The 25,930-nt window shown below is 68.8% G+C and carries 22 protein-coding genes; 9 read left to right on the top strand and 13 right to left on the bottom strand.

Annotation, left to right across the window (positions count from 1 at the left end; all coding sequences use genetic code 11):
- The first annotated feature begins 75 nt into the window (after window positions 1-75).
- The 5 genes from A6A29_RS11835 (at window position 76) to A6A29_RS11815 (ending at window position 5,371) form a co-directional block, all read left to right on the top strand.
- On the top strand, window positions 76-612 hold the full coding sequence (locus A6A29_RS11835; protein ID WP_073720002.1) for a hypothetical protein: 537 nt from the start codon (window positions 76-78) through the stop codon (window positions 610-612).
- 275 nt (window positions 613-887) lie between these two features.
- A complete protein-coding gene (locus A6A29_RS11830) occupies window positions 888-1,643 on the top strand; it encodes a (5-formylfuran-3-yl)methyl phosphate synthase (protein ID WP_073720001.1) in 756 nt (251 codons plus the stop codon).
- An 8-nt stretch (window positions 1,644-1,651) separates the two neighbouring features.
- The gene (locus A6A29_RS11825; RefSeq protein ID WP_073720000.1) at window positions 1,652-3,055 is read left to right on the top strand and encodes an aldehyde dehydrogenase family protein; all 1,404 of its coding nucleotides are present in this window, start codon (window positions 1,652-1,654) and stop codon (window positions 3,053-3,055) included.
- Window positions 3,056-3,057: 2 nt separating this feature from the next.
- Window positions 3,058-4,161, top strand: coding sequence for an NAD(P)-dependent alcohol dehydrogenase (locus A6A29_RS11820; protein ID WP_073719999.1), 1,104 nt, complete (start codon window positions 3,058-3,060; stop codon window positions 4,159-4,161).
- A 274-nt stretch (window positions 4,162-4,435) separates the two neighbouring features.
- On the top strand, window positions 4,436-5,371 hold the full coding sequence (locus A6A29_RS11815) for a class I SAM-dependent methyltransferase (protein WP_073719998.1): 936 nt from the start codon (window positions 4,436-4,438) through the stop codon (window positions 5,369-5,371).
- Between the two features lie 194 nt (window positions 5,372-5,565).
- On the opposite strand, the gene A6A29_RS11810 is transcribed toward A6A29_RS11815, so the two are convergent.
- Window positions 5,566-6,117 (bottom strand): dihydrofolate reductase family protein, encoded by a 552-nt coding sequence (locus A6A29_RS11810; protein WP_073719997.1) that lies wholly within the window; start codon window positions 6,115-6,117, stop codon window positions 5,566-5,568.
- A gap of 459 nt (window positions 6,118-6,576) precedes the next feature.
- Window positions 6,577-6,915 carry a helix-turn-helix domain-containing protein gene (locus tag A6A29_RS11805; RefSeq protein ID WP_079182707.1) on the bottom strand — a complete coding sequence of 113 codons (339 nt, stop codon included), beginning with the start codon at window positions 6,913-6,915 and terminating at the stop codon, window positions 6,577-6,579.
- A 111-nt stretch (window positions 6,916-7,026) separates the two neighbouring features.
- Here A6A29_RS11805 and map point away from each other — a divergent pair, with 111 nt between their 5' ends.
- The gene (gene map, locus A6A29_RS11800; protein ID WP_073719996.1) at window positions 7,027-7,845 is read left to right on the top strand and encodes a type I methionyl aminopeptidase; all 819 of its coding nucleotides are present in this window, start codon (window positions 7,027-7,029) and stop codon (window positions 7,843-7,845) included.
- 76 nt (window positions 7,846-7,921) lie between these two features.
- Here the strand turns inward: map and A6A29_RS11795 are convergent, their stop codons facing one another.
- From A6A29_RS11795 to A6A29_RS45775, 3 genes are all read right to left on the bottom strand, one after another.
- Window positions 7,922-8,746: a glutamate racemase gene (locus A6A29_RS11795; RefSeq protein WP_073719995.1), complete on the bottom strand. Its 825-nt coding sequence runs from the start codon at window positions 8,744-8,746 to the stop codon at window positions 7,922-7,924.
- A 227-nt stretch (window positions 8,747-8,973) separates the two neighbouring features.
- Window positions 8,974-9,522, bottom strand: coding sequence for a DUF4232 domain-containing protein (locus A6A29_RS11790; RefSeq protein ID WP_073719994.1), 549 nt, complete (start codon window positions 9,520-9,522; stop codon window positions 8,974-8,976).
- Between the two features lie 307 nt (window positions 9,523-9,829).
- Complete coding sequence (locus A6A29_RS45775) at window positions 9,830-9,979, bottom strand: hypothetical protein (protein WP_198953049.1); 150 nt, start codon at window positions 9,977-9,979, stop codon at window positions 9,830-9,832.
- A 366-nt stretch (window positions 9,980-10,345) separates the two neighbouring features.
- Here A6A29_RS45775 and A6A29_RS11785 point away from each other — a divergent pair, with 366 nt between their 5' ends.
- The gene (locus tag A6A29_RS11785) at window positions 10,346-10,981 is read left to right on the top strand and encodes a hypothetical protein (protein WP_073719993.1); all 636 of its coding nucleotides are present in this window, start codon (window positions 10,346-10,348) and stop codon (window positions 10,979-10,981) included.
- A gap of 176 nt (window positions 10,982-11,157) precedes the next feature.
- On the opposite strand, the gene A6A29_RS11780 is transcribed toward A6A29_RS11785, so the two are convergent.
- From A6A29_RS11780 to A6A29_RS11750, 7 genes are all read right to left on the bottom strand, one after another.
- Window positions 11,158-12,024, bottom strand: a complete 867-nt coding sequence (locus tag A6A29_RS11780) for an NAD-dependent epimerase/dehydratase family protein (RefSeq protein ID WP_241838426.1) — start codon at window positions 12,022-12,024, stop codon at window positions 11,158-11,160.
- Window positions 12,025-12,050: 26 nt separating this feature from the next.
- Window positions 12,051-14,273 (bottom strand): FAD-dependent oxidoreductase, encoded by a 2,223-nt coding sequence (locus A6A29_RS11775; protein WP_073720141.1) that lies wholly within the window; start codon window positions 14,271-14,273, stop codon window positions 12,051-12,053.
- An 11-nt stretch (window positions 14,274-14,284) separates the two neighbouring features.
- A complete protein-coding gene (locus tag A6A29_RS11770; RefSeq protein ID WP_073719991.1) occupies window positions 14,285-16,576 on the bottom strand; it encodes a hypothetical protein in 2,292 nt (763 codons plus the stop codon).
- A 144-nt stretch (window positions 16,577-16,720) separates the two neighbouring features.
- Window positions 16,721-17,599, bottom strand: a complete 879-nt coding sequence (locus A6A29_RS11765; protein WP_073719990.1) for a carbohydrate ABC transporter permease — start codon at window positions 17,597-17,599, stop codon at window positions 16,721-16,723.
- On the bottom strand, window positions 17,596-18,546 hold the full coding sequence (locus A6A29_RS11760; protein WP_198953048.1) for a carbohydrate ABC transporter permease: 951 nt from the start codon (window positions 18,544-18,546) through the stop codon (window positions 17,596-17,598). The genes A6A29_RS11765 and A6A29_RS11760 overlap by 4 nt, the downstream gene beginning before the upstream one ends.
- A gap of 7 nt (window positions 18,547-18,553) precedes the next feature.
- Complete coding sequence (locus tag A6A29_RS11755; RefSeq protein ID WP_158074385.1) at window positions 18,554-19,894, bottom strand: ABC transporter substrate-binding protein; 1,341 nt, start codon at window positions 19,892-19,894, stop codon at window positions 18,554-18,556.
- A gap of 114 nt (window positions 19,895-20,008) precedes the next feature.
- Entirely contained in the window at window positions 20,009-21,010 is a 1,002-nt protein-coding gene (locus A6A29_RS11750) for a LacI family DNA-binding transcriptional regulator (RefSeq protein WP_073719988.1), read from the bottom strand.
- Between the two features lie 234 nt (window positions 21,011-21,244).
- Here A6A29_RS11750 and A6A29_RS11745 point away from each other — a divergent pair, with 234 nt between their 5' ends.
- The gene (locus A6A29_RS11745) at window positions 21,245-22,387 is read left to right on the top strand and encodes a mandelate racemase/muconate lactonizing enzyme family protein (protein WP_073719987.1); all 1,143 of its coding nucleotides are present in this window, start codon (window positions 21,245-21,247) and stop codon (window positions 22,385-22,387) included.
- A gap of 298 nt (window positions 22,388-22,685) precedes the next feature.
- Window positions 22,686-24,779, top strand: coding sequence for a DUF6351 family protein (locus A6A29_RS11740; protein ID WP_073719986.1), 2,094 nt, complete (start codon window positions 22,686-22,688; stop codon window positions 24,777-24,779).
- A 332-nt stretch (window positions 24,780-25,111) separates the two neighbouring features.
- Here A6A29_RS11740 and A6A29_RS11735 read toward each other — a convergent pair whose 3' ends face one another.
- Window positions 25,112-25,807 carry a TetR/AcrR family transcriptional regulator gene (locus tag A6A29_RS11735; protein WP_073719985.1) on the bottom strand — a complete coding sequence of 232 codons (696 nt, stop codon included), beginning with the start codon at window positions 25,805-25,807 and terminating at the stop codon, window positions 25,112-25,114.
- Window positions 25,808-25,930 lie beyond the last annotated feature (123 nt).

Here is a 25,930-nt window from a genome sequence, read left to right as displayed (position 1 = left end):
CGGCCCGTGTCTCGTCGGCCGTTTACTGTACGGATACGCCGCGCTGCTCAGCGCAGCCATCCGAGGAGGAATCCTGTGTCATCGCCCTGCGACCCCCAGCATGCTCCCGCCGGTGATGTGGGCGCAGCGCTCATGGTGATCGACTCCCGGCTCAAGAGCATTCACGACGGCAACGCCGAGACCGACGCCGAACAACAGGCGCTGATCGACCAGTTCACCGCGACACTGGGCCCCGAGGGAGCCAAGGACCTGCTGGACGGGGCATGCACGCTCATTTTCATGTTCATGACGTGGCTGCGGAAGGCCCACGAGGACCACGACAAGGACGTGATCGAGTATGTGGTGCCCACGCTTGTGGCCACGATGCGCATGATGCCCAGGAGTGTCCGCCCCGAGGCCGTCCCCACCATGGCCGGTCTGGTCATCGCCGCGGGGACCGGCCTGAGCCCCAACCTGTGGCGCCAACAGTACGGAGAGTGGACTGAGGAGGAGATGACGCCCCTGGAAGTCACCGCTTTCCTGCTCGCGGAGCACATCAACCGCATCACCGACGACTCGGACTTCGCCACCCGCATGATCGCCGAAGCTCTGTCCGGTACGGACGAGGACTGACGGGCCGCGTCCTCGCTGAGAGCCCTGCCGGGCGGCGGCTCGCCGCTCAGCAGGTCCTACCGATCGCTGATGGTCGGCTTCGGAACCCGCGGTCGTGCGGGCGCTGGTTCGCACCGGCGTGCACGGCGCGCTGGTTGCGCCGTTCCCTACCCGTTAGGACTCCGCACGCCCTACCGGTGGCCACGAGCCGCAGCAATGATGAGCGAACCGCACGGCATCCAGGCGACTTGGCGCGCCTGCCTCTTGGCCAGGACATGCGGTGGAAGGAGTCCACGTTGTTGCTTCTCATCTCCCCGGACAGCGTCGAGGAGGCCCTCGACTGCGCGAAGGCGGCGGAGCACCTTGACATCGTCGATGTCAAGAGGCCCGATGAGGGCTCGCTCGGCGCGAACTTCCCGTGGGTCATCAGGGAGATCCGCGACGCGATCCCGGCGGACAAACCGGTGTCCGCCACCGTGGGAGACGTGCCGTACAAACCCGGCACGGTGGCCCAGGCGGCGCTCGGCGCTGCTGTCTCCGGAGCCACGTACATCAAGGTCGGCCTCTACGGATGCACGACGCCCGAACAGGCCATCGATGTCATGCGCGGGGTCGTCCGGGCGGTGAAGGACTATCGGCCGGACGCGTTCGTTGTCGCCTCGGGCTATGCCGACGCCCACCGGATCGGCTGCGTCAACCCGCTCGCACTGCCCGACATCGCCCGTCGCTCCGGCTCCGACGCGGCCATGCTCGACACTGCGGTCAAGGACGGGACACGGCTGTTCGACCACGTTCCGCCAGAGGTCTGCGCGGAGTTCGTCAGGAGGGCCCACGAGGCCGGTCTGCTCGCCGCCCTCGCGGGCAGCGTGAAGGTGGGAGACCTCGGCGCGCTGACCCGCATCGGCACGGACATCGTGGGGGTGCGCGGGGCGGTCTGCGAGGGGGGCGACCGCACCACCGGAAGGATCCAGCCGCAGTTGGTGGCCGCCTTCAGGGCGGAGATGGACCGGCATGACCGGGAACAGGCAGCTGCTGTCACCGCCGCGAGCTGACCGCGGGCATGGTGACACAACAGCGCAGGCACACGCCCGGAACCCTCGGCGAGCGCTTCGCGGTCCTCGATCCGGCGACGGGCGAGGCCTTCGAGGAGGCCCCCGACCAGCAGCCGGACGAGTTGGATGCCGTCGTCGGCCGGGCCCACGAGGCATGGCGCAGCTGGCGGGCCGACCGCTCAGCCCGCGCCACCGCGTTGCTCGCGGCAGCCGACGCCGTGGACGCGGCCGGGACGGACATTGCCCCGCTGCTCACCCGTGAACAGGGCAAACCCCTGGCCGAGGCGTATGCGGAGATCACTCGCACGGCGGCCCGCCTGCGCTACTTCGCCGAGCTCGACCCCGGGCCCCAACCCATCACGGACGGCCGGCCGGTACGCAGCGAGATCCGCTGGCGACCGCTCGGGCCCGTCGCCGCGATCGTCCCGTGGAACTTTCCCCTCCAGCTCGCGTCGGCGAAGTTCGCGCCCGCCCTCGCCGCAGGCAACACGATGGTGCTCAAGCCCTCCCCATGCACGCCCCTCGCCACACGACTGCTGGGATCCGTCCTCTCCACCGCCCTCCCCGAGGGCGTACTGACGATCGTCACCGGTCACGAACCGCTCGGCGCCCGCCTGGCCTCGCATCCGGGGATCCGGCATGTGACTTTCACCGGTTCGATTCCCACCGGACGGGCCGTTGCGCAGGGTGCGGCGGCGTCGCTCGGACGCGTCACCCTGGAGCTGGGTGGCAATGACGCCGCCATCCTGCTGGAGGACGTGGATGTGGAGCGGATCGCGGACCGGCTGTTCTGGGCGGCGTTCCGCAACTGCGGGCAGGTCTGCATGGCGGTCAAGCGTGTCTACGCCCCGGCCCGGCTCTACTCCGACGTGGTCGAGGCCCTCGCACAGCGCGCGAAGACCGTCGTTGTCGGAGCCGGCCTCGACCCGGGTACGCAGCTGGGCCCGCTCAACAATGTCCCCCAACTGGCCCGGGTCGAGCGCTACACGGCCCAGGCCCTGGCGGACGGTGCCCGAGCCGTGGCCGGTGGCCACCGGCTGGACCGACCGGGCTACTTCTACGCCCCGACGATCCTGGCCGATGTCCCGCCCGACAGCCCCGTGGTGGTGGAGGAGCAGTTCGGTCCGGTTCTGCCCGTGCTGCCGTACGGGAGCCTGGACGAAGCCGTCGAGGCTGCCAACGACACCGGCTTCGGGCTGGGCGGCTCGGTATGGGGGACGGATCTCGACCGGGCAGCGGCGGTGGCCGACCGGCTGGAGTGCGGCACGGCATGGATCAACCACCACGCCGAACTGTCCCTCGCCCAGCCCTTCGCGGGCACCAAGGAGAGTGGTGTCGGCGTCGCGGGCGGGATATGGGGGCTCTACGGGAACCTCAGGCCGTTCGTCGTGCACCGTCCGGAGGAGGCGTGACGATGCGGTTCGACGCGGCGGTACTGCGCTCGTACGAGAGCCGATTCGCCGTCGAGGAGGTGACCCTGAACACGGGCCCGGCCGAAGGCGAGATTCTGGTCAGAATCGCGGGCTGCGGGATGTGCCGGACCGATCTCGCGGTCCGGGGATCGGCAGGCCGCTCACCGCTGCCCGCGGTGCTCGGTCACGAGGGGGCCGGGGTCGTGGTGGAGACGGGCGGCCCGCACACCGGCCTGAGCAGCGGCGACCACGTCGTGCTGAGCTTCGACTCCTGCGGACACTGCCGGAACTGCATCGGCGCTGCCCCCGCCTACTGTGACTCCTTCGCCTCGCTCAACCTCTTCGGAGGGCGGAAGGAGAGCGCCGAGCGGCTCATCGACGCGGCCGGAGACGAACTGGCCCCCCGGTGGTTCGGCCAGTCCTCGTTCGCCGAGTACGCGGTGGTTCCGGCTCGCAACGCGGTCCGCGCCGACCCCTCGCTGCCCATCGAACTGCTCGGGCCGCTCGGCTGCGGCTTCCTCACCGGTGCCGGTGCCGTCTTCAACTCCTTCGGCATCGGGCCCGGTGACACCCTCGCGGTCTTCGGCGCAGGAGCGGTGGGCCTGGCCGCGGTGATGGCGGCCGCCGCCTCCGGAGCTGTGATCGTGGCCGTCGACCGGCACCCCGAACGGCTGGCCCTCGCCGAACGGTTCGGTGCGATCCCGCTGTATGCCACGACGGCCGGCCTGCCCGGCCGTATCCAGCAACTGACCGACGGCGGTGCGCAGTACGCGCTGGATACCACGGCCTCCGCCCGGCTGATCAACGACGCATTGCGGTCCCTGCGCCCGACCGGCCATCTCGGTCTGGTGGCACGGCTCCACACCGCGTTGCCGCTCGAACCGGGAGCACTGGACCGGGGCAGGAGAATCTCCCACATCTGTGAGGGGGACGCGGTCCCGGGTCTGTTGATTCCGCGGCTGACCGGGCTGTGGCAGGCCGGGCGGTTTCCCTTCGACGAGCTGATCCGTACCTATCCACTGGCCGACATCAACGAGGCCGAACGTGACTGCGACGCGGGCCGCGTGGTCAAACCCGTCCTGCTTCCGGAGGGGAGGATCCGATGAGCGAGGCATCGGACACCGCTCCCCACCCGACCGGCTCTGATCGAGCGCCGTCTGACGGCAGACCATGGATACCGCATCGCTGCGACTCGCCCGCCTGGCGACCTGCCCCACGCCGGGACGGCCGGACCGGGGAGCCGGATGGCCGCAGGACCGCGCGCTGTCGGCGTTTCCCGAGTATCGGGGCGCCCGGAGGGGCGGCGTCGTGAGGCCACCATCGATCCATCACTCGTATTCCTCGCTGTTCGTGGGTCTCAACTCGTCCAAGGGAGAGCACGTGGTCGGTACTACGCCTCGGAACACCGGGGTGGAAGGCAAGGAAGACGTGGAGGGCACGGAGGGGGTGGAAGGAGGTGTCGGCCTGACCGCTCTCATGGTCGCCGCGGCAAGGGCGATCGAGACCCATCGCCATGACAGCCTGGCACGGGACATCTACGCGGAGCACTTCGTGCTCGCCACACCGGCGTCCGCCGACTGGCCGGTCCGCGTACAACAGGTTCCGGACGGGGACGCGAACCCGCTGTGGGGGCGATTCGCGCGCTACTTCGGTCTGCGGACGAGGGTCCTCGACGACTTTCTCCTCCGGTCGGTGCATACGGGAAACGCCCGCCAAGTCGTTCTGTTCGGGGCGGGGTTGGACTCACGGGCGTTCCGACTCGACTGGCCTCCCGGCTGTGTGATCTTCGAGATCGACAGAGAAGGCGTGCTGGCGTTCAAGGACAAGGTGCTCGACGGACTGTCGGCCACCCCGAAGGCAGCGCGCGTACCCATCCCGATCGATCTGCGCGCCGACTGGGTCGGAGCGCTGGCCGACGCCGGCTTCGACACGGCCGCACCGAGCGTCTGGCTGGCGGAGGGATTGATGTTCTACCTGCCCGCCGCCGCCGAGACGTACCTCATCGACACGGTGGACCGGTTGAGTACGGAAGGAAGCGCCCTGGCGTTCGAGGTCAAGCTCGACAAGGACTTGCTGGAGTACTGCGACAGCCCCCTCTACACCTCGACGACACACCAGATCGGCATCGACCTGCTCAGCCTCTTCGACAGAGAGCCGCGGCCCGATTCCGCCGGTGATCTGGCGAGCAAGGGCTGGTCCACATCGGTCCGGACCCCCTTCGACTTCACCCGCCATCACGGACGCGGCCCGTTGCCCGAGCCGAACGACGCACTGGCGGGCAACCGTTGGGTGTTCGCCAACAAGCCACGACCGTAACGCCGCCGTAAGCGACCGGGCCGCCGACAACGCCCGCCGCCCCACCAGGTGGGGCGGCGGGCGCAAGGGCCGGAGAACGGAGGCGTGCCGAAGTGGGCGAAGCCGCTCCGGCGGGTGGCTCGGAGGTCGCACCCGGATGTCATGCTCGTCGGCGGGTGCTCACGCTCCGGCCGCGCGGACTCTGGTGTCGGGGGTCAGCGAGCCTGGAGGCTGTAGTGGGCCTCGATGACGCCATTGGCGAAGGTGTGGCTGGATGCCAGCGTCAGGGGGATCTGCTCACCGCCGGCGAGGGTGCGCCCGGTACCGACGACGACCGGGTTGATCTGCAGGTAGAGCTCGTCCAGCAGGCCGTTGCGCATCAGCCACTGGACCAGGGTGATGCTGCCGCCGACATTGATGGTGCCGCCGGGCTGCTCCTTCAGCGCCCGGAGCTGACCGGTGATGTCCTCCCCGGTGACCAAGTTGCTGTTCTTCCACTCCTCCACGCTGGTGAGTGTGGAGGAGACGACGTACTTGGGGGAGGAGTTCATCCAGTCTGCGGTGGGTACCTGCTCGTTGGAGGCGTGCGGGAAGAACGAGCTCCACTGCTGGTAGGTGTTGCGGCCCAGCAGGGCGGTGTCGGCGTCCTCGAACAGCCGCATCAGGGCGGCGCCCGTCTCGCTGCTGCTGTACGGCATGTTCCACAGTTCCGGGGCCTCCACCACGCCGTCCAGGGACGAGAACAGACCGGCGATGATCTTCCGCATGAGGTGCTCCTGCAATATTGGCTATCAGTTGCTGTCATGTAGTTGGACCGCGCACTCCGACGGAACTCATCGCCGGCGGCGCGAATTTTCCCGGAGATTTTTTCGCCTGCCCAGAGGGCGGCTGTCGCGAGGCCGAGGAGAACCGGCCTGCCGGTCGGTCTGAGCTGTGCGGCCAACCGTGGAGTTCGGACTCGGCGCGCTCCTGCCTCTCTTCGGGAGGCAGCACCGTCGGCGACCATCCCGGCCAGGTCCGTCTGCTGCCGGACGTCCGGCCTGAGCGCCGAGGGCGTGGACGTCTGCCAGGGAATCCGGACAACGGAGAGGACCCGGCCATCGACGACCTTGATGCCGAGGACCTGGTGTACCCCGCTCCGTCCGGTGCGGAGGGCGGCGGGTGGCGCTGCTGGATCCTTGAGCGGCTCCGGGGGCGGAGCGGGATGCGCTTCCTCTACGGGTACGTCAAGAGATCCCGGCACCGGAGGGCACCACCGGATGTGCGGCGGTGGTGCCGATCGCACCGGCCACCGGAGCGGGGACGGCTTCGTGCTGGATCAGACCGGCGCGCCAGGCGTCCGCGAGCTGGGGCAGCGAGATGCTGAGCACCTCGCCGAGCATGACGATGGTGCCGAACGCGGGCGTCGGCAGCCGACCGGTCTCGATCTTGCGGAGGGTTTCCGGCGAGATGCCCGCTGCCAGGGCCACTTCGACGAGGCGGCGCTCGCCCCGGGCGCCGCGCAGGAAGGCCCCGAGGCATCGTCCCGCGTCGATCTGTTCGGGGGCGAGCGGATGACGGACCATGCGGACCACGGTATGGCCACATCCTTTGGACGACAACCACTCCACCGTCTGGTATAAAAATACCTCCGGTATAAAAATACCTCCACGCAATCTGGGAATCGAGGATCGCCAGTGATCGAGCTCAAGTCTCCCGATCAGATCGAACGTATGCGCGTCACAGGTCAGTTCATCGGACAGTTGCTGGCGGAGCTCGGTGACCTCGCCGCGGTGGGTGTTGATCTGATGGATCTGGAGCACCATGCCCGCCGTCGGATCAAGGAGCGCGGCGCTGAATCCTGCTACTGGGATTACTCACCCTCGTTCGGTCGCGGCCCCTTCCGCAATGTGGTGTGCCTCTCGGTCAATGACGCCGTTCTGCACGGTCTGCCGCACAGCTACACGTTGCGCGACGGGGACCTGCTGAGCATGGACATGGCTGTGAGCATCGACGGCTGGGTCGCCGACTCGGCGTACTCCGTCATCGTCGGCACGCCTGCCGAGGAGGACCTGCGGCTGATACGGGCCACCGAGGTCGCGCTGGAAGCCGCGATCGAGGTTGCCCGGCCCGGCAACCGGCTGGGGGATGTCTCCGCGGCCATCGGCGCGGTCGCCTCGGACTACGGTTACCCGGTCAACCTGGAATTCGGCGGTCACGGCCTCGGCCGCACCATGCATGAGGACCCGCACATACCCAATGACGGCCGGCCCGGTCGCGGCTTCAAGCTGCGCCCCGGTCTGACGATCGCGATCGAGCCCTGGTTCGCCCGCTCCACCAACAAGATCGTCTACGACCCAGACGGCTGGACGATCCGCTCGGCCGACGGCTCGCGCACCGCCCATTCCGAACACACGGTCGCCATCACCGAGAGCGGCCCGCTCGTGCTCACCGGTCGCCCTCGGCGCGACGAGGGGCTGGAGGACCGGCGGGAACCGTCGGCAACCGAACGCTGACGAGGTGAGATGCTCGACCTCCGAATTCGGGGACCGTACCCCTGGGCGACGAAGCTGTGGAGGTTCCGGCGCTTGATCAGATCGCCGGAGCGTTCATCGAGGCCCGAGTTGCGGCGGTGATGAGAATGTCGCGCGGCACCCGCGCCGCGGCGGCCAGGGCGCGGCCCACGGGGTAGGAGTGGGCGCCTGCGGGGAGACTTCCGTGGCGACCGCTGAGCAGCACGTCGATGGAGCCCGTGGTGCTGTGCGAGGGCGTTGCTCGGTCCAATCGCCGCAGCGTCTGGCGGGCGACCGCCTCCGCGCTGTCGTACAGGGTGGTTCCGGTGGGCAGGCTCCGCAGAATCTCCGGCGCCATCAGGGGGTAGTGCGTGCATCCCAGCACCACGGAGTCGCAATTCCGCGGGGTCCGCTCGGCTGCTTCGGCGATCGCTTCCGTTGCCGCGGCGGTGTCTCCGTGGTCGATCGCCTCCGCCAGACCAGGGCATGCGATACGCGCGACAGGCCGACCGTTCGCGAAGTCCGCGATCAGGCGAGCCTGGTAGTCGCTCGCCGTGGTCCGGACGGTTGCCCACACGGCGATGGCTTGGCCGGCCGCCGCGGCCGACTTCACGGCGGGCACGGTTCCGATCACAGGCACACGGGGTTCAAAACTCTCGCGCAGAGCGTCGATCGCGGTGACGGTGGCGGTGTTGCAGGGGACCACAAGGGCGTCGGCGCCCCGCTGGACGGCCAATTGAGCCGCACTGAACAGACGGTCCGTGACGAAGGAGGCTGTTCTCGATCCCCAGGGGGCGCCGTCGGGGTCCAGAAGCAGCAGCAGATCGAGTTCCGGGGCGAGGTGCCGAAGCCACCCTGTGGTGGAAAGGAGGCCAAGCCCTGAGTCGATCAACGCCACCATCATGGGGGCCAAGTTACCAGCCGGCCCCTGGCGCAGGTCGCTGCCTGTCACGGGTGGCGGTGGGCGCTCCGCGCGGTCGGTTTGACGAACACGGCGTTGATGCCGTGCGTGCCCTCGCCGGAGGCGGCGGAAGTACGGACCGCCGCCCCGGCCCCTGGGGACCCCTGGGTGTGCGTCGGCTTCCACGCCGAGCTTCGGCCTTGCGTGGTGCGGCCGCTATACGTGGGGTGTCAGTCGGTGAAGGGAACGGCGTCGGCGGGGTCGGCGTGCCAGTTGGTGGTGATGGGCTTGTCGACCAGGACGGTCCCGGGGAGCTTGAAGGCGACGGCGTTGGCCTCGTCGCCGGCGACAGCGATGATGAGCTGCCCGAGCTCCTTGCCGTAGTCGGTGTTGGTGGACTTGGGGTTGATGCCGGCGTAGGCGGTGGCGGAGCCGGAGAGTTTGATGGTGTCGCTGACTGCCTGTTCGGCAGGGGATGCCTGGGTGTCGGGGGCGGAGCCGAAGGCGGCCGAGGGGATGGTGCCCTCCAGGTAGCAGGTGATGCCCGGCTTCGCCTTGGCGGCAACGAGGAAATAGCCGCCTGCCTGCGTCTCCTCACTGACCTTGAAGGTCAGGTCGGTGGTACCGCAGACCTGTCCCCAGCCGTCCTTCCGGGCGGCGTCGGTGGTGCTTCCGCTGCTGCCGGCGAGGGCGGTGGTGGTGGCAGCGGCGGTGAGGGCCGCCGTGGCGACCGCGGTCAGGACGAGGCGGGCGGAACGGGTGGCAAGGCGCGAACGCATCGAAGTCTCCGTGTCATGGAAGTGGGGTTGCCCAGCGGAAGGCTTGGACGACCACAGCTTGTGCCGCGCTCCGTCCCGCCCGCCACAACGGGACGGCACTACGGGACACCGGAATGCTGGAACGGGCGCTGACCAGGCAGGACGCCGACTGTCCGGGACATCTGGGTGGGACACGGGAACGGTGGCGGCAGAGGAGACGGCAGACTTCACAGCGTTTCCGAGGAAGGAAGCGGCGCTCCGGACCGAGCTGCCGGGTGCTGCCGGAGCAGGAACGGCGCTGTCTCGGCGTTCCGTGGGGGCTGCTCGTCTACGAGCCGCCGTTGTTGTTTGCGCGGTAGGGGTAGCGGCCGAGCTTCCGACCGCGCCGTACTCGGCGTCCGCACAGCAGCAGCACGATGACGATGATCGAGATGAGCAGCGCGACGCCGGTTCCGGCGAGTATCAGTGCGGTGGCCATCGGATGAGCATATGAGGGAGTGCTCCGGGATCCGGATACTCGCCGCGATACACCGGTTCGGTCTCAGCGGGGTGCCGGCCGTGATGGGCCATCAGCCATGGAAGCCGATGGTGGGCGGGCGCGGTTTGCCGTGTTCGCGCCGGTCTTGCTGTCATGGTGCGGGGCGCCCCTCGATGGCGGCCGGCCGCGCGGCCCGCGCCGCACACCCGACCTCGTACGACCTGTTTCGCCCCGGGCGACTCTCGACGGCGGCAACGCCGGGGCGGGCCGTACGATTCGCCTTGTTGGTCGGGTCGGCCGATCGGACGGGGGGACGGGATGACATACGTGACGGGTATAGCACCGGGGACCAGGATCAATGTCAGGATGCAGCTCGACGAGAAGACGCTCGCGAAACAGCCGGCCGGGACGTGGGCGGGGCCGTCGCTGTCGTCGAAGCCTGGTGGGGAACCGTCTCCGCAGGTGCCCGAATACGAGTTGTTCGTCGATGACGTCAAGCGGGACAAGAAGACGCAGAACAAGGACTGGCGGCATCTGACGCTGTGGGGGGACGCGCGACGTCAGGCATGGGTGATGGCGATCGAGACCGAGTCGGCCGATTCCGGTACGGCGGTGTATCGCGTGCTCGGTTCTCAGGGCGAGCTGTTGGCGCGGGTGACGCGTCGGCGGGGGAGCATCTTCCGGTTCGCCCGTACGTCGTGGCGGGTCGAGGTGAGCGGCGGGCCGGTGCTGCGTGGTCGCAAGGGGCACCTGGCCGGCTGGTTCCTGTGGTGGCTGTTCTCGCCGGTATGGGCGGTGATGCTGGTGCTGATTCCCTTCGGGGGTGAGTTCCCGCGGATGCCGTTGACGACTCGGTGGTGGTGCGAAGGCCACGAGGTGATGCACTTCGACGAGGGCAGTTACGGAGTCGTGAGTGGCTGGCCGGACATGCGCCTGATTCATGCCGTGACGATGTTGCACTGGGTGCACCCGACCGTTCTGGGTGACTGGAGTCGCCCCTGAGGTCACGCCTGCGATGTTCTCGGGCCCTCGCCCGAACGAGGGCCCGACAACAAGGCCGTCCGCTCCCGCACCGGGAGTCCGGCATCCGCTCCGGGCGCGCCCATGACCGGTGCGGCAACGGCCTCGGGGAACGCCTTTTCCTTCCCTTTCTGCGGCGGCTCGGTGGCCGTCTGGCCTCAACTCGGCGGAATCGCCCCGTGATTGAGAAGATTCTGTGCCGTGAACCCCAGCAGCCTGTGCGCGGCCGAGGTGTCGACCGGCGCCGTGCGCCCCGGCAGCGGGTGCCGCAGCACGGCGGTGGGGTGGTAGCGGCGCAGCAGTTCCTCCGTCGGGTACGGCACGATGATCTCGGGGGCGCAGAGGTGTACCGCGTGCGCCGCACGGCCGGGTACGTCCAGGGCCAGCAGTGCGGCCCTCGCCGCGTCACGGACCTCCAGGTAGGTCCACAGGTCCCTCGCCCCCGCGGCCGGGTCGGCCGTGAGCCGGGCGGCGTGGGCGTGCAGCCGTTCCTCGAATCCGCCCACGTACGGATAGCGCAGGCACACCACGCTCATCCCGTGCCGCCGCGCCATCATCTGCGCTGTCAGCTCGTCGACCTGTTTGGAGAGGCCGTAGGGGTCGGCCACCTGGGAGGCCATCGCCTCATCCACCGGTGCGTACAGCGGATGCGGATCCTCGGCGTGCGTCCAGGGCAGGCCCGTGACACCCCAGGAGCTCGCCACCGCCGCATGGCGGATCCCGGCCCGGCCGGCCTCCTCCAGGACGGTGAAGGTGGACAGGCTGTTGCCCGCGAAGACCTCGAACGCGGTGTTGCGCGCGGGGGTCGGGATCGCCGCCAGGTGGATGACCGCGTCGGCGCCCTCCAGGGCCGCCCGCACGGTCTTCGCGTCGGCGGCGTCACCGGTCACGACCAGGCGTGCCGCGAGGTCACCGGGATCATCGAGGACCAAGGCGTTCGCCTCGATGCCGCGCTCGGCGAGCAGCGCGAGGACCGCTCGCCCGATCCGCCCGGCGGCCCCGGTGACCATCGCTCTTCCGACCATCCAGTCACTCTCCTGCGTCGGTGCTTCTACTCGTAGGCGCGCACGGCGACGACGTGCGCCGCCGCCGCCCCGTTGGTGGCTTCGACGACGACCCGGATCGCCGATGTGGTGACCGGCTCCGGCAGCGTGTGTGCCTCGCGTCGCCGACGATTCTGCGCCACATGGGCGATAACGCGCCAGCTGCCGTCAGTATCCAGTGCCTCGACGCGGTAGTCGCGAAGGAGGGTGGGGAGGGTATCGAAGGGCGTGCGGTGATGGTGCAGGTTGATCAGGTCCTCGTTGACGTCGTCGTCGGCGATGACCTCGATCCGGCCCAGTGCGACAGGTTCGGGCCAGGTCAGCTGGAGCCAGGGGGACGAGGCGTCCGCCAGCGGTTCGGAGACCCACATGTGTGGTCCCGCGTACGGGCGGGCATAGCCGTCGGTGGCCTTGGCGGGGGAGTAGGCCGCGGTCTCTCCCGTACGGAAGCAGAAGGTGCGGCGCAGCAGGCCCTTGTCCGTCCACTCGCGCAGCGGCTGCGGCGATTCGTCCGACGGGCGCAGCGGGACGCGCGTGAAGCTCAGGACGCCGGGGGTCGGGCGGTCGGAGCGGTGCAGGGCGACGGCGTCGTTGGCGCGGACGACCAGGAAGGCGTTGCGCGGGGTTTCGGGTGTCCAGTCCAGGCCGGTCTTGAGCCATTGCCGGGCACCGGCGGCGACGGGCAGGGTGATGGAGGTGACGAGGCGGCGCGGGACGTAGTTCTGGCCGAGTTCGGGGTCGTACAGATCGATCACGATCTCGGTGTCGCGGTCGGCGTCGACGAGCAGTTCCACCCCGGAGAGGTCCGGGTCCGCGGGGAGGACGAGTCCGGCGTCCGCCGTGAGCGGCCACAGCTCGTCGGAGTCCTCGACGGCCAGGCTGCTCAAGGTGGACGATGCCGTGGCCGTCGCCCGCAGCGCCAGGTCCTCCGGGTCCGTCGAGGCGAGGCCGATGAGCGAGGCATCCTGGCGCAGCAGCGCCCGGTGCAGCCGGGGTACGGGGAGTTCGCGCGGGGTGACCTCGCCGGTGGCGCAGAGTGCCGCCGCCGTGCCGGCCGCCTGGCCGATCGTGGCGCAGGTCGCCATGACCCGGGTCGAGCCGAAGGCGACATGGCTGGCGGAGATGTTGCGCCCGGCGAAGAGCAGGTTCTCGGTGTTCACCGAGTAGAGGCTGCGGTACGGGATGTGGTAAATGCCGTCCGCGTAGAGCTGTTTGGCACCTGCCTCGGTGGCGTACATGCCCTGCGGCGGGTGCAGGTCGATCGACCAGCCGCCGAAGGCGACCCGGTCGGCGAACTCGGTCTGGCCGAGGATGTCGCCCTGGTGCAGGACGTAGTCGCCGAGGAAGCGCCGGTACTCCCGTTTGCCGGGGATCGAGCCCACCCATTCCAGGGTCATGTTCTCCGCGTCGAACTCGCCGGAGTTCTTGATGTGGTCCCAGATGCCGTGGATCACCGACCACAGCTCGTCGCGGATGCGTTCGTTGTCGTGGACGGTGTCGAGCTCGCCGCCGAACTCGATCCACCAGTACGCGCAGCCGTTGTCGCCCGCCTTGATGATGCGGCGCTGCGGGATGGAGGTCCCGGTGATGTCCTTGGCGAAGTTCGGCGGCACGAACTTGACCGGGCGACCGGCGTCCTTCGTGTAGAAGAGGAGAGTCGAGCCCAGGGTGATGTCGTCGGCCGTCTCCGGAGCCCATGCCTCGTTGTACTCGGCGTGTGATTCCCGGCCGATGCGGTGGTGGGCGCCGGCCAGGTGGCCGATGAGGCCGTCTCCCGTGCAGTCGAGGAAGAGCGGGCTCTCGAAACGTATCCGCCGCTCCGAGCCCATCATCCAGCCGGTGACCGAGGTGATCCGCCGGGCCTCGTCCGGACCTTCGGCGTCGACCTCGCGCACGTCGGTGTTGAGGTAGAGCGTGATGCCGGGCTCGGCGCGCACGGCGTCCAGGACCACGGCATCCCAGTAGTAGGGGTTCCCGTCCGGGTTGCGGAACTGGTTCTCCACGAGCAGCTCGCCCATGATGCCGCCCTCACGGGCATGGTGGTTCTTGCCGTGGCCGGTCGCGCCGCACACCCAGACCCGGACCTCGCTGCTCGCGTTGCCGCCGAGGACCGGCCTGTTGTTGATCAGCGCGACGCTCCGGCCGAGCCGGGCCGCGGCGATCGCCGCGCAGACCCCGGCCAGGCCGCCGCCGACGACGGTGATGTCGTGCCGTGCGGTTTCATTCCTCATGTCGTACGTCACTACTTCCAGTCAGGATTGGCGGCGAGCCCGTAGTAGATGCGCGGGGCGCCGTCGAGGGTGAGGGTGATCTTGCCGCCGGCGGCCTTCAGGGAGCGTTCCTGGCCGATGCAGTTCAGCTCCCGCACCGTGCCGTTGACCGTCCCCGAGTGGGCGACGACCGGGGTCCTGGTCGTCCAGGTGTCGACCCAGGGCTCCGGCGAGGCGAACCACGGATCCTCACCGTGCTCGGAGTTGAGGATGTACCCGTCCTTGCGGCTCCAGAGGATCGACACCGGTCCGCCGGGAGTGGTGAAGAGGAGCCCCTTGATGTCCTTGTCCGCGAAGGTGAGATGCCGGACGAACTCGGCCTCGTCCAGGACCCGGGCGGCGGTCGCGAAGGCGAGGAGGGAGGGCTTGGCGCTGGTGTCGCGGTTCATCAGGCCGTAGTGGTACTCGGCGTTGGCCGGATCGGCCTCCTGGGGGTGGTAGAGCACCGAGTCGTGCAGCTGGTACCAGTTGACGGCACGTACCTTCTCGGCCTTGGCGAGAGCGAGTGTGAGCAGCGTGTTCTCGGCCGCGTGCCGGTAGGTGTCGCTCCACCAGGCGTTGGGCCGGGTCGGTGCGTATGCCTCCGTGAGCCACAGCTCCTTGTCGCCGCCGTACTCCTCAAGGACCTGGTTCGCCTTGCGCAGCGCCCCGAGGAAGTTCCAGTAGGAGCCGGCCGAGCCCTGCGTCCACTCCTCGGGCGGCGGCGCGAAGTCGGGCGTGAAATTGCCGCGACCGGGGTGGAAGGCGAAGGCGTCGATGAGGTCCCAGCCGCCCGCGTCATGGAAGTTCTTCGTCCACACGTAGTCCATGCCGCCGAGGCCGGCGTTCATGACCTTCATCTGCGAGCCCGCCGCGTCGAGGCGCGTGGTGACCTGGCGCAGGCCGTCCCGGACATAGGCGTCGGCGCCGCGGCCCGACATCCAGGGCTGGTTGACCTCGTTGCTCACCTCGAAGTACGCGGCCTCGGCGTTCAGGGCCTTGGCGACATTCGTGTCGGCCCAGGCCGTGATCTGCTCCGGACTGCCGCCCACGGGGATGCCGGACAGCTCCACGTTGTGCCCGATGCCGTTGGCGTCCAGAGTCGCCGTGTCGATGCCCGGTGCGCCCGCGTAGGCGATGCGGATCCACTTGATGCCGAGCGTCTTGACCAGCCCGAGGACGGCCTCCTTGCTGGGCTTGAGCAGCCAGGGGTAGTTGGCGAGGCCGAACATCGACTCCTTGCCCGCCTTGTACGTGAACTCCGGGAGCACGCTCAGATTCGTGCGGGCCAGCGCCTTGTCACTTCCGCCGACCACCTCCACCCCGGTGAACACGATGTTCTGCGACGGCGAGGTCACGGGGAAGGAGGCGTCCCAGGCGGCGCCCGCCGCGAGGGTCTTGCAGAGCGTTCCACCGGCGATCTTCGTGCCGCCGAAGTCGCGCGCCCACCACGTCAGGGTCACCTTCCTGGCAGCGGCGGAGCCGTTGACGACCTGCGCCTTGAGCGTCATCGTCTGCCCGGCCGCCTTGTAGAGGTTGAACGGCTGGTCCGTCCACACCTCCACGCCGAGGGGCCTCTTGGCGGCGAGCGCTCCCGCCGCGCGCGGCCGCAGATCGCCGAGGACCAGATCGGCCTCGGTGACGGCGGTGTTCGCACCGGTCGAGGTGCCGGGGGAATGGACCCAGGTGGCGTTCGTGTTCGCGGGGTTGGTGGACGAGAGGCAGAAGAAGCCCTTCGATCCCGCCCAGGTCTCCACGTATACGCCGCCCGCGTTCACCTCGTACGGAATGCCGCCCCGGGCGTCCCGCTCCCAGACGGTCAGCGCTTCGTACGACTCCGCAGCGCTCGCTCCGTACACCGTGCGGGAGAACATGAAGCCGGTCGGGGTGAGCGTGCTGGAGCCGCCGACCTCCCACTTCATGTGCGCTTTGCGAGCAGTGACGTCGAAGGTGCCGCGCACCGTGACTCCGGACGTCCCGCTCGCCATCGTGTACGTGACCTGAATCGCGGGCCGCCCGTCGGGGAGCGTGATCCGGGCGGGCGTACCGCCGAAGGTGCGCTGCTGGCCGAGCGCGGAGTCCTTGAACATGAAGTGGTTGAGCAGGATGCGGTCGGTGCCCGCACCGTCCTGCACGAGGACGCTGCCGTCGCTGCGGCCGATCAGGGTGATGCCGTCGGCCTGGATGGTGACCGGGTCCGCGGCGTATGCGGGAACGGTCGGCAACAGCGCGGCGCCGGTGGCGACGGCCGTGCCCTGGATGAATCTGCGGCGGGCGACTGACATGGAGGTGCCCTTCTCTTGGTGGGGGTGTTCCAGATGCTCCGGATGTTCCGAAGCGGAAGCGGAAGCGGAAGCGGAAGCTGTGGCAGGGGAGCGGAGAGCTCGGCGTCGGCTCCGGCGGAACTCGACGCCCGGCTCCGGGGGATCTCAGCCCTTGACTCCGGTGAAGCCGAGCCCGGCGACGATGTACTTCTGGCAGACGACGAAGACGAGCACCGGCGGGGCGACGGCGAGCACCATCGCGGCGATCAGCTGGTCCTGCGGAGCCTGCGTGGCGAGCTGGGCGAGAGCGACGCTGATCGGCTGCTTCTCCGGGTCGGTGATGGCCACCAGCGGCCAGATGAAGTCCTTCCAGGAGTGCATCACCGCGAGCAGACTGATCACGGCGATCACCGGCTTGCTCATGGGCAGCACGATCTTGGTGAGCAGCTGCCAGGTATTCGCCCCGTCGACCCGCGCCGCGTCGAACAGCTCCTTCGGCAGGGCGTCGAAGAACTGCTTGGCGAGCAGCACCGTGAAGGCGTTCGTGCCGGCGGGCAGCCAGATCGCCCAGTAGGTGTCGCCCAGGTTGAGGTGGAGGAACGGTACATCGATCACGGTCATGAAGAGGCTGACCATGTTCACCGTGTACGGCACGAACATCGTGGCGAGGATCGCCCCGTAGATGACCTTGCCGAACTTCGGCCTGAGTACCGAGAGGGCGAAGCCCGCCGTGGCCGAGACGAAGAGCTGCACGAACCACGATCCGCCGACCACCAGGAAGGTGTTCATCAGATAGCGGCCGACACTCAGATCGGTGTACGCCGTCGCGAAGTTGCCCAGGGCCGGCCGGTCCGGCCACAGGGCCAGGGGCTGGGTGGTGAGCTCGGTGGGCGGTGAGACCGCGCCCTTGACCATCCAGTACAGCGGCCCGATGCCGATGAGCAGCAGCAGGATCAGGGTGAACACCTGGATGGAGCGCACTGCGGCGCGTACGCCGGGGCGTTGGCGGTCGTTGGTGGAGACGAAGGTGGTGAGCGTGGTCATGACGTGCTCCAGCTGCGGGTGGCCCGAAGATAGACCGCGGAGAGCAGGGCGAGGGCGAGCACCATCAGGAAGGAGAGCGCGGCGGCCTGGCCGTACTCGCCGTCCTGGAAGGCGTACCGGAAGATCAGCAGCAGGACCGTGAGGGTGGAGTTCTCGGGTCCGCCGCCGGTGAAGACGTACGGCTCGGTGAAGACCTGCACCGTGTTGATCAGCTGGACGAGCAGCAGCAGTCCGATGACGGAACGGAGCTGGGGCAGCATCACATGCCAGATCCGCCGCCAGATTCCGGCGCCGTCCATCTCGGCGGCCTCATAGAGTTCGCCGGGGATGCCGACCATGGCCGCGAGGTAGATCAGGACGGCGCCGCCCATGCCCGCCCAGGTGGACTCCAGGACCAGCGAGAGCATGGCGCTGTCGGAGGACTCCAGCCACGAGTACGGGCCGAGCCCGACCTTGCCGAGGACATTGTTGAAGAGCCCGCTCCCGGGATCGTAGAACCACTTCCAGAGCAGGATCGCCACGACGGGCGGGATGACCACCGGCAGATACACCAGGAATCGGTAGACGCCCGCGCCGCGCCGCACCGTCGACATGATCGCCGCCAGGATCAGTGGCGCCGGGAAGCCGATCAGCACGCCGAGGACCACGAAGAACAGGGTGTTCCCGACGGCGGTGCCGAGCAGTGGGTCGTCGAAGAGCGTACGGAAGTTGTCCAGGCCGACCCAGACCGCAGGATCGACGAGGTTGGTCTCCTGGAAGCTGAGCAGCATGCTGCGCACGATCGGCCACCAGGCGAAGAGCCCGAAGACCAGCAGCGCGGGGACGAGGAACAGCCAGGCCGTGAACTGTTTGCGGGCGCCGGTGCCACGCTGCCGCAGCGGCAGGGTGCGCGGCACGGGGTCCTTGGACACAGCGGCGGGGCGGCGGGACGGAGTGAGCAGGGCCATGGGCCGGCTACTTCTGGTCCGCGGCGAGCTTGGCATTGACGTCCTTCTCGGCCGAGGCGAGCAGGGAGTCGATGTCGGCGTCGCGCTTGGTGAGCACAGACTGGACCACCGGGTCGAGCGCGGTGTACAGCTTCTGTGCCTGGTACGGCGGCTCCGGCTTCAGCTTCAGCGTGGAGAGACCGTCGATGTACGGCTTGAAGTTCTGCAGCTTCACATTGACGTACGGCTTGATCGCGGCGTCGATCTCGGTCTGCCGCTTCTTGTCGAAGACCGGCAGCGTCGGCACGCCCACCGCGGACTTCGGGTCGGCGGAGAGCACCTTGGCCTGCTCGGCGGCCATGTCGGTGCTGTACTGCGGCTTGGCGTAGGCGAAGGTCAGCCAATCGACCGCGGCTGCCGCATGCTTCTTGTCCGCGGACTTCGGGACCATGTAGATGTCGCCGCCGGTGAGTGTGGCGTCGCCGCCGGACTGCGGCATCGGAGCCGCACCGAAGGCGTCGGTGTTCTCCATGCCGAACTGCATCTTCGCCAGTCGGTACGTCCCCGGGCTGCCCATGAACATGCCGACCTGCCCGGCCGCGAACTGCTTGATCACGTCGTTCTGATTGTTGAGGAGGGTCTTTCCGAGCGAGTCGTCCTTCCAGCGCATGTCCTTGAGCAGCCGCAGCGCCTTCTTCGTCGGCTCCCCGGTGAGCGTGGCGGTGTACGTGCCGCCCTGCTCCTTCTGCAGTTCGCCGCCGAAGGCGTACGTCAGCATCGCCAGCTGCCAGCCGCCCTGGTTGTCCTTGGACTCGTGGACGAAGCCCGCCTTGCCGGTGCTGTCGCTGATCTTCTTGGCGGCGGTGCGGACCTCCTCCCAGGTGGCCGGCGGTGTGTCGGGGTCGAGCCCGGCCTTCTCGAACAGCTCGCGGTTGTAGACCAGGCCCTGGGCGTAAGGATTCTGCGGCACGCCGTACACGTCGCCGGCGCTGTCGGTCAGCGGCTGGAGGACCTGGGGGTTGAACTCCTTGAAGTGCTCCCACTCCTTGAGCTGCCCGGTGATCGGCTGCACCTGCTTCTGCTGGATGAGCCGCTGCGGCTCGGTCAGCGGCACCTTGATGACGTCCTCGACATTGCCGCCGGACAGCTTCGCGGAGAACGTCAGCGGGTCGAAGACCGTGGTCGAGCCCTTGACCTTGATGCCCGGGTTGGCCTTCTCGAAGTCGGCCACCTGCTTCTTGAACAGGGCGAGCCCCGGCTTGTCGGTGGCCGGCGGCATGCCCTGCACCCGCAGTACGAGATCGCCGTCCCCGGCGGCGCTGCTCGGGGTGAGGGAGGAACAGCCCGCGAGGGTAGCGGTCAGCGCCATGCAGCCAAGTACGGTCGCACGACGGGAGTTTCTGGGCATAACGGCTCCAAGAAGGGCAGGAGTGGGTGCGGTGTAGTGCGGTGCTGTGTTCGCAGTGGTGGTGTGCGCCGTGGATCAGTGGGCGGGTGCGGGGCCCGTCGAGGCGCGGGGGATCAGGCGGGAGCCGATCTCCACGAAGGGGGAAGTGACCTCAAGTCCTTTCCCGGTGCGGCCTGCTTTGCTCGCGATCGTCTCGATCAGGAGGTCCCCCGCCCGCGTGGCGATCTCTTCGGGGTCGATCCTGATCGTGGTGAGGCTGGGGGTGGAGACGGAGGCGAGCAACGTGTCGTCGATGCCGATGACGCTGACATCGCGCGGCACGCTCATGCCGAGGTTGGCCATCTGGTGCAGCACGCCGAGGGCGACCAGGTCGTTGTGGGCGATCACGGCCGTCGCTTCGTGGGCGGCGACGAGGGTGGCGGCATGCACGCCCGTCTCGAACCGCGGCTCGTACGGTCCGAGCTCGGACAGGGAGAGATCGAGCGCTTCGAAGGACTCCTGGATGGATTTGCCGCGGCTCAGCTCGGCGCGGGACGCGTTGATGAAGACGCAGCGCCTATGACCGTACGCCTTCAGCTGTTCGGCGGCCTGCGCGATGCCGGCGGACAGAGAGATCCGAACCTCGGGGATGCCCGGTACGTGGCGGTTCACCACCACCAGTGGCATCCGGTCCGCGAGTTCGTGGAGCCGGTCCTCGGTGAGGGTGGAGGCCCACAGGATCAGGCCGTCGACCCGCTTCGACACGGCCGCGATGGCGGCCAGCTCGTCCGCCTCGCGCTCGTCGCTGTCGGCGACCAGGACCGTGTAGCCCAGGTGTCGGGCGCGGGCCTGCATCGCCTTGATGATCGGCGGGAAAAACGGGTTGGCGATGTCCGGGACGATCAGGCCGAGCGTTCCGGTGCCGCCGCCGCGCAGTGAACGGGCCGCCGGGTTGGGGGAGTAGCCGAGCTTGGTCGCGGCATCGAGGATGCGCTGCCGTGTCGTCGGCTGCACCTGGTCGGGTGCGGTGAACGCACGGGACACCGTCGACACCGAGACGCCTGCGGCGCTCGCCACCTCCCGGATCGTTACTGCCACGAACGGCCTCCTCGTCGTTGTGAGCCGGGGGACCCGGTCGTCTCGCATCGGAACCCTGCGAGTGCGGTTGATGTTTGCGAACGTTCCCATGGCGTGTCAAGAGATGTGTCCGGAGTATTTCATCGAGGGAAACCTTCTGTATGCACGGGTCTTGCGCTTCGGCCCGACTGCTGCCGATGATGTGCTCTCAAGAACGGCACTGAAATTGCGGGAACGTTTTCATAGAGGAGTGGAATGAAGATCACCGGCCTGGAAGTGCTGACTCTCCCCGACCACGGCGACAGCATGATGCTGGTCGTGGTCGACACCGACGAGGGCATCCACGGTCTGGGCGAGGTCGGCATCAGGTCGCGCCAGCGGGCGGTCGCGGGGGGTCTCGAACACCTCGCGGAGCTGATCGTCGGCGAGGACCCGCGACGGATCGAGCACCTCTGGCAGGTCATGTTCCGGCGCGGGTTCTTCCCCGCCGACCGCATACTCGGCGCCGCCATCGCAGCAGTGGACGTGGCCCTCTGGGACATCCGCGGCAAGGCGCTCGGCGTACCGGTGCATGAGCTCCTCGGCGGCCGGGTGCGTGATCACGTGCCCGCCTATGTGCATGTCGGCGACGGCTACCACGACCGCGCACGGTTCCTGGACCGCTGCCGCGACCTGGTCACCGAGGGCTGGCGCCATCTGCGGTTCGCCTCGCCGCACGACGAGGACGGCACGCTCGACGCCCGCCGCTGCCTGCGCGACTCGGTCGACCTCTTCCACCAGGTGCGGGACGCGGTCGGCGACGAGGTGGAGCTGATCCTCGACGTCCATACGCGTCTGGATCCGCCGGAGGCGCTGACCCTGTGCCGGGAGATCGAGGCGGCCCGCCCGTACTTCGTGGAGGACCCACTGCGCTGTGAGAACCCGGACAGCTACCGCATGCTGCGGGCCCGCACCGGCGTACCACTGGCCGCAGGTGAGCAGTACGGCTCCAAATGGGAGTTCAAGACCCTCATCGAGGGCGACCTCATCGACTACGCGCGCGTGGACATCGGGGTGGCGGCGGGCCTGACCGAGGCGAAGAAGATCGCGGCGATGGCGGAGACCCACCACATCAAGCTCGCCACCCACAACCCGCTCGGTCCGGTCACCGCCGCCTCCTCGCTCCAACTCAACCTGGCCTGCCCCAATGTGGCGATCCAGGAGCACCAGACCGATCCCGATCCGGCGATCGCCGCCCTCTTCACCGCGCGGCCGACGATCGTGCCGGGGCGGGTGGAGCTGAGCGAACTGCCCGGCATCGGCGTCGACATCGACCGGGAGGCTGCGCGCCGGTACCAGGCCACGGCGGACGAGCGCCCGCACCTGCGTACGGCGGACGGGGCGTTCACCAACTGGTAGCCGGGCAGGGCGGGCCGGCCGCGCCGGTCCACCCCTGCGGAATCCAGGGCCACCTACCACCCTTGTGGCCCATCCGGCGGAGAAGCACGACGCCGGACAGGGAGCAGGCCCTTCCGGCTACTGGCCGGGAGGCCGTACACCGTGACAACGGGACAGGTGCGTCACTGCCCCGGCGGGCGCACAGCCCGCGTCCGCACACTTAGCACGAATTCCGACTCCAGGAAGTGAGGCGATTTCCGTCGTGTCGTTCAGAGGAGCCGCGAGACCAGTCCAACTGGGCCTTGCCGGCATAGCGTTCATGGGCGTGCTGGTGGGCGCGTCGGCCACGCCGGCCGGCAGCCAGGAACTCGAGAAGCTGCAGGTGACGGCCGTGTCGTCGCGGCCCGGCACGGTATCGGGAGACGACGCCCTGATACGCGTGGAGGTGCCCGCCTCCATCCTGGTCGGCTCGGTCCGGGTCGAGGCGGACGGCCGGGACGTGACGTCGAGCTTCCGCCCCTTTGGTGACCACGCGCTGATGGGCGTGGTGAAGGAGCTGTCCAAGGGCGCCAACACACTCACGGCCAGGGCCCAGGGCGCGGACGCCGGACAGCTGGCCCTGAAGAACCACCCGATCACGGGGCCGATCTTCTCCGGGCCGCACGAGCAGCCGTTCGTCTGTGACACCGCCGAGTTCAAGACGGTCACCGGCGTCACCCTCGGGCAGCCGATCGACCAGGACTGCTCGGTCCAGACCCGCGTCGACTACGTGTATCGCACCACGGCCGGCAAGTTCGTGCCGCTGCCCGACGAGAGCGCCCGTCCCGCCGACCTGGCGACCGCCACGACGAGTGCGGGCAAGAAGGTGCCGTACATCGTCCGCGTGGAGACCGGCACCATCAACCGCGGCATCTACGAGACGGCCGTGCTGCACGACCCGAGTGAGGGCACCCCCGACCCGCTGCAACGTGGGCCGGGCTGGAACGGGCGCCTCGTGTACGGCTTCGGCGGCGGCTGCAACGGCGGCTGGTACGTCCAGGGCCGCAACACCGTCGGCATCATGAACGACGCGTATCTGAGCAAGGGCTACGGCGTCGCCTCGTCCTCGCTGAACGTCTTCGGCAACAACTGCAACGACGTGCTGGCCGCCGAGACCATGAGCATGGTCAAGGAACACTTCGTGGAGACGTACGGCGACCCGGCCTTCACCATCGGAAACGGCTGCTCCGGCGGCTCGTACCAGACCCACCAGATCGCCGACAACTACCCGGGTCTGCTGGACGGCATCCTCTCCGGCTGCAGCTTTCCCGACGTCGGCTTCGGGACGATTCAGACGCTGAGCGACGCCCAGCTCCTGAACCACTACTTCAAGGACGTCGCGCCGGACGCCTTCACCCAGGAACAGCAGAGGGCGGTCTCCGGGTTCGGTAAGTGGGAGAGCATCGGCAGCCTGGCCAGGGCCAGCGGCCGCATCGACCCCACGGTGTACTGTCCGGGGCAGCTGCCCGCGGCGCAGCGCTACAACCCCGTCACCAATCCGGACGGTGCCCGCTGCGATGTCTACAGCCACGCCGTGAACGTCTACGGCGAGGTGCCGGAGACCGGGAAGGCGCGCAGGCCGCTGGACAACACCGGTATCCAGTACGGACTTGAGGCCCTGAACAAGGGGTCCATCGACATCGGCCAGTTCATCGATCTGAACCGGCGCGTCGGTGGTCTCGACGACGATGCCAAGCCCGCCGCCGAGCGCACCGTCGCCGATCTCAAGGCGGTACGGCTCGCCTACCGCACGGGCCGCATGCTGAACGGCGGTGGCGGCCTCGCCGACGTTCCGATCATCGACTACCGCGACTACACGGACGACGCGGCGGCAGGCGACATGCACATGCGCTTCCACTCCTTCTCCACCCGGGCGCGCCTGGACAAGGCCAACGGAACCCACGCCAACCAGGTCATGCTCACCCGCTCCAGCGGGCACGGATTCACTCTCGCCGGGATGCTGTCCGACATGGACCAGTGGCTCACCGGCATCAAGGGCGACTCCGGCACCGACGCCCCCATCGACAAGATCGTCCGCAACCGGCCGCAGGGTCTCACGGACGCCTGCTGGACCCGTGGCATAGGGGCGAAGAAGATCACTGAGCCCCAGGTCGAGGGCATCAACAACACCGAGTGCAACACCCTCTACCCGGTGTGGACATCCCCGCGGATGGTCGCCGGAGCCGACGTGGCGAACGACATCGTCAAGTGCCGCAAGCGTCCCGTGGTCCGCACCGACTACCAAGTACCCGTGACCGACGCCCAGTTCGTGGATCTGCAGTCGATCTTCCGAACCGGTGTCTGCGACTGGTCCGTGCCCGGGGCGGGTCAGCAGGGCATCACCGGCACCTGGCAGTCCTTCGACCCGAAGTAACGGACCGCCGCGGGCGAGCCGGAGCGGGGGCAGGCTCTCGCTCCGGTGCCCGCGGTGGTGAGTCCCCGCGTTCGTCCGGGCCGTCACCTGGGGTGAGGAGAGCAGAGCGGGTCAAGAGCGGGGCCGGCGGGCGGATCATTTCGGTCCGGGCGCCGGCCCCGCCTCCGCTCCCCCGGACCCTGATGCGGGCTGAACTCCGGGATTCGGTGACGGTCGGCCGTTGCCCGCTCCCCGATCCGGCAGAAGGGGGGCGGGCAACGGCCGCGTCCATGACCGCCCCACGCGTGTTCCCTGAGGTGAGGTCCGCCGGGAGGGGTGCTCGGCGTGCTGTGCTACGCCTCGCGCAGGGCCTCGACCCGCTGCTCGATCGCGGAGATCAGGGCCTCGACCCTGACCTCGAAGATCCGTTCCTCCGTCACCTCGGCGAGCTCGGTGCTCAGGTGGGTGATGTTCGGGAATCCCCGCGCGTCGACCAGGCGGTACTCGCGGTCCCAGGAGGACTCGTCGGCCGCCCGGATGTCCGCGTCGAACAGCAGGTAGGCGGCGCGCTGGCCGACGAAGGCGAGGATAGAGTCGCCGACCATACGGTAGTGGACGGCTGCCTCGGCGCCCTGGAGTCCGGCTTCCATGACGGCTCCCAGGATGAGCTCGACGACCCGGAACTCGTTCGTCCGCCGGGTGGTACGGCTGGCCATGGCCGATCCCACCACCGGATATCTGAGGGCGACCTCCAGCGAGCCCACGGCGAGTGCCCGGATGCGCCCCTTCCAGTCGAGGCCCTCGGGGATGCCGTCGAGCACCTCTCCCAGCGTGCGGTCCGCGACGGACAGCAGCAGCTCGTCCTTGTCGCGGAAGTGCCGGTAGATCGCGGTCGGGTCGGTGCCGAGCTCCTCACCGAGGCGCCGGACGGTGAAGGCGTCCTCGCTTCCGCGAGCTGCGATGCGCAGGCTCGCCTCAATGATGGCCTCGGGCGTGAGCTGGCTGCCCGCACGCTTGTTCCGTGCGGGGGCGGCAGATGACTTCGGCATGATGCGGCCAGTGTATCGATCCGGAACCGGGCCAGCGCAACACCGTTGACAACAGCGTTGCGCTGCCGTTCACTCCTCCTCAACAACAAGCCAGCGGGTCCGCCCCGCCGAGCCGGAGGATGC

Origin of the sequence: Streptomyces sp. TSRI0281 (genome assembly GCF_001905125.1) — a bacterium.
Lineage (GTDB): Bacteria > Actinomycetota > Actinomycetes > Streptomycetales > Streptomycetaceae > Streptomyces.
This window is presented reverse-complemented; position numbering and strand designations above follow the sequence as displayed.

Excerpts from the sequence above, each read along its gene's own strand:
- A6A29_RS11825 (WP_073720000.1), top strand. The coding sequence starts at position 1,652 with ATGGTGACACAACAGCGCAGGCACACGCCCGGAACCCTCGGCGAGCGC.
- A6A29_RS11820 (WP_073719999.1), top strand. The coding sequence starts at position 3,058 with ATGCGGTTCGACGCGGCGGTACTGCGCTCGTACGAGAGCCGATTCGCC.
- A6A29_RS11810 (WP_073719997.1), bottom strand. The coding sequence starts at position 6,117 with ATGCGGAAGATCATCGCCGGTCTGTTCTCGTCCCTGGACGGCGTGGTG.
- A6A29_RS11805 (WP_079182707.1), bottom strand. The coding sequence starts at position 6,915 with ATGGTCCGTCATCCGCTCGCCCCCGAACAGATCGACGCGGGACGATGC.
- A6A29_RS11795 (WP_073719995.1), bottom strand. The coding sequence starts at position 8,746 with ATGATGGTGGCGTTGATCGACTCAGGGCTTGGCCTCCTTTCCACCACA.
- A6A29_RS11790 (WP_073719994.1), bottom strand. The coding sequence starts at position 9,522 with ATGCGTTCGCGCCTTGCCACCCGTTCCGCCCGCCTCGTCCTGACCGCG.
- A6A29_RS45775 (WP_198953049.1), bottom strand. The coding sequence starts at position 9,979 with ATGGCCACCGCACTGATACTCGCCGGAACCGGCGTCGCGCTGCTCATC.
- A6A29_RS11785 (WP_073719993.1), top strand. The coding sequence starts at position 10,346 with ATGCAGCTCGACGAGAAGACGCTCGCGAAACAGCCGGCCGGGACGTGG.
- A6A29_RS11780 (WP_241838426.1), bottom strand. The coding sequence starts at position 12,024 with ATGGTCGGAAGAGCGATGGTCACCGGGGCCGCCGGGCGGATCGGGCGA.
- A6A29_RS11775 (WP_073720141.1), bottom strand. The coding sequence starts at position 14,273 with ATGAGGAATGAAACCGCACGGCACGACATCACCGTCGTCGGCGGCGGC.
- A6A29_RS11770 (WP_073719991.1), bottom strand. The coding sequence starts at position 16,576 with ATGTCAGTCGCCCGCCGCAGATTCATCCAGGGCACGGCCGTCGCCACC.
- A6A29_RS11765 (WP_073719990.1), bottom strand. The coding sequence starts at position 17,599 with ATGACCACGCTCACCACCTTCGTCTCCACCAACGACCGCCAACGCCCC.
- A6A29_RS11760 (WP_198953048.1), bottom strand. The coding sequence starts at position 18,546 with ATGGCCCTGCTCACTCCGTCCCGCCGCCCCGCCGCTGTGTCCAAGGAC.
- A6A29_RS11755 (WP_158074385.1), bottom strand. The coding sequence starts at position 19,894 with ATGGCGCTGACCGCTACCCTCGCGGGCTGTTCCTCCCTCACCCCGAGC.
- A6A29_RS11745 (WP_073719987.1), top strand. The coding sequence starts at position 21,245 with ATGAAGATCACCGGCCTGGAAGTGCTGACTCTCCCCGACCACGGCGAC.
- A6A29_RS11740 (WP_073719986.1), top strand. The coding sequence starts at position 22,686 with ATGGGCGTGCTGGTGGGCGCGTCGGCCACGCCGGCCGGCAGCCAGGAA.
- A6A29_RS11735 (WP_073719985.1), bottom strand. The coding sequence starts at position 25,807 with ATGCCGAAGTCATCTGCCGCCCCCGCACGGAACAAGCGTGCGGGCAGC.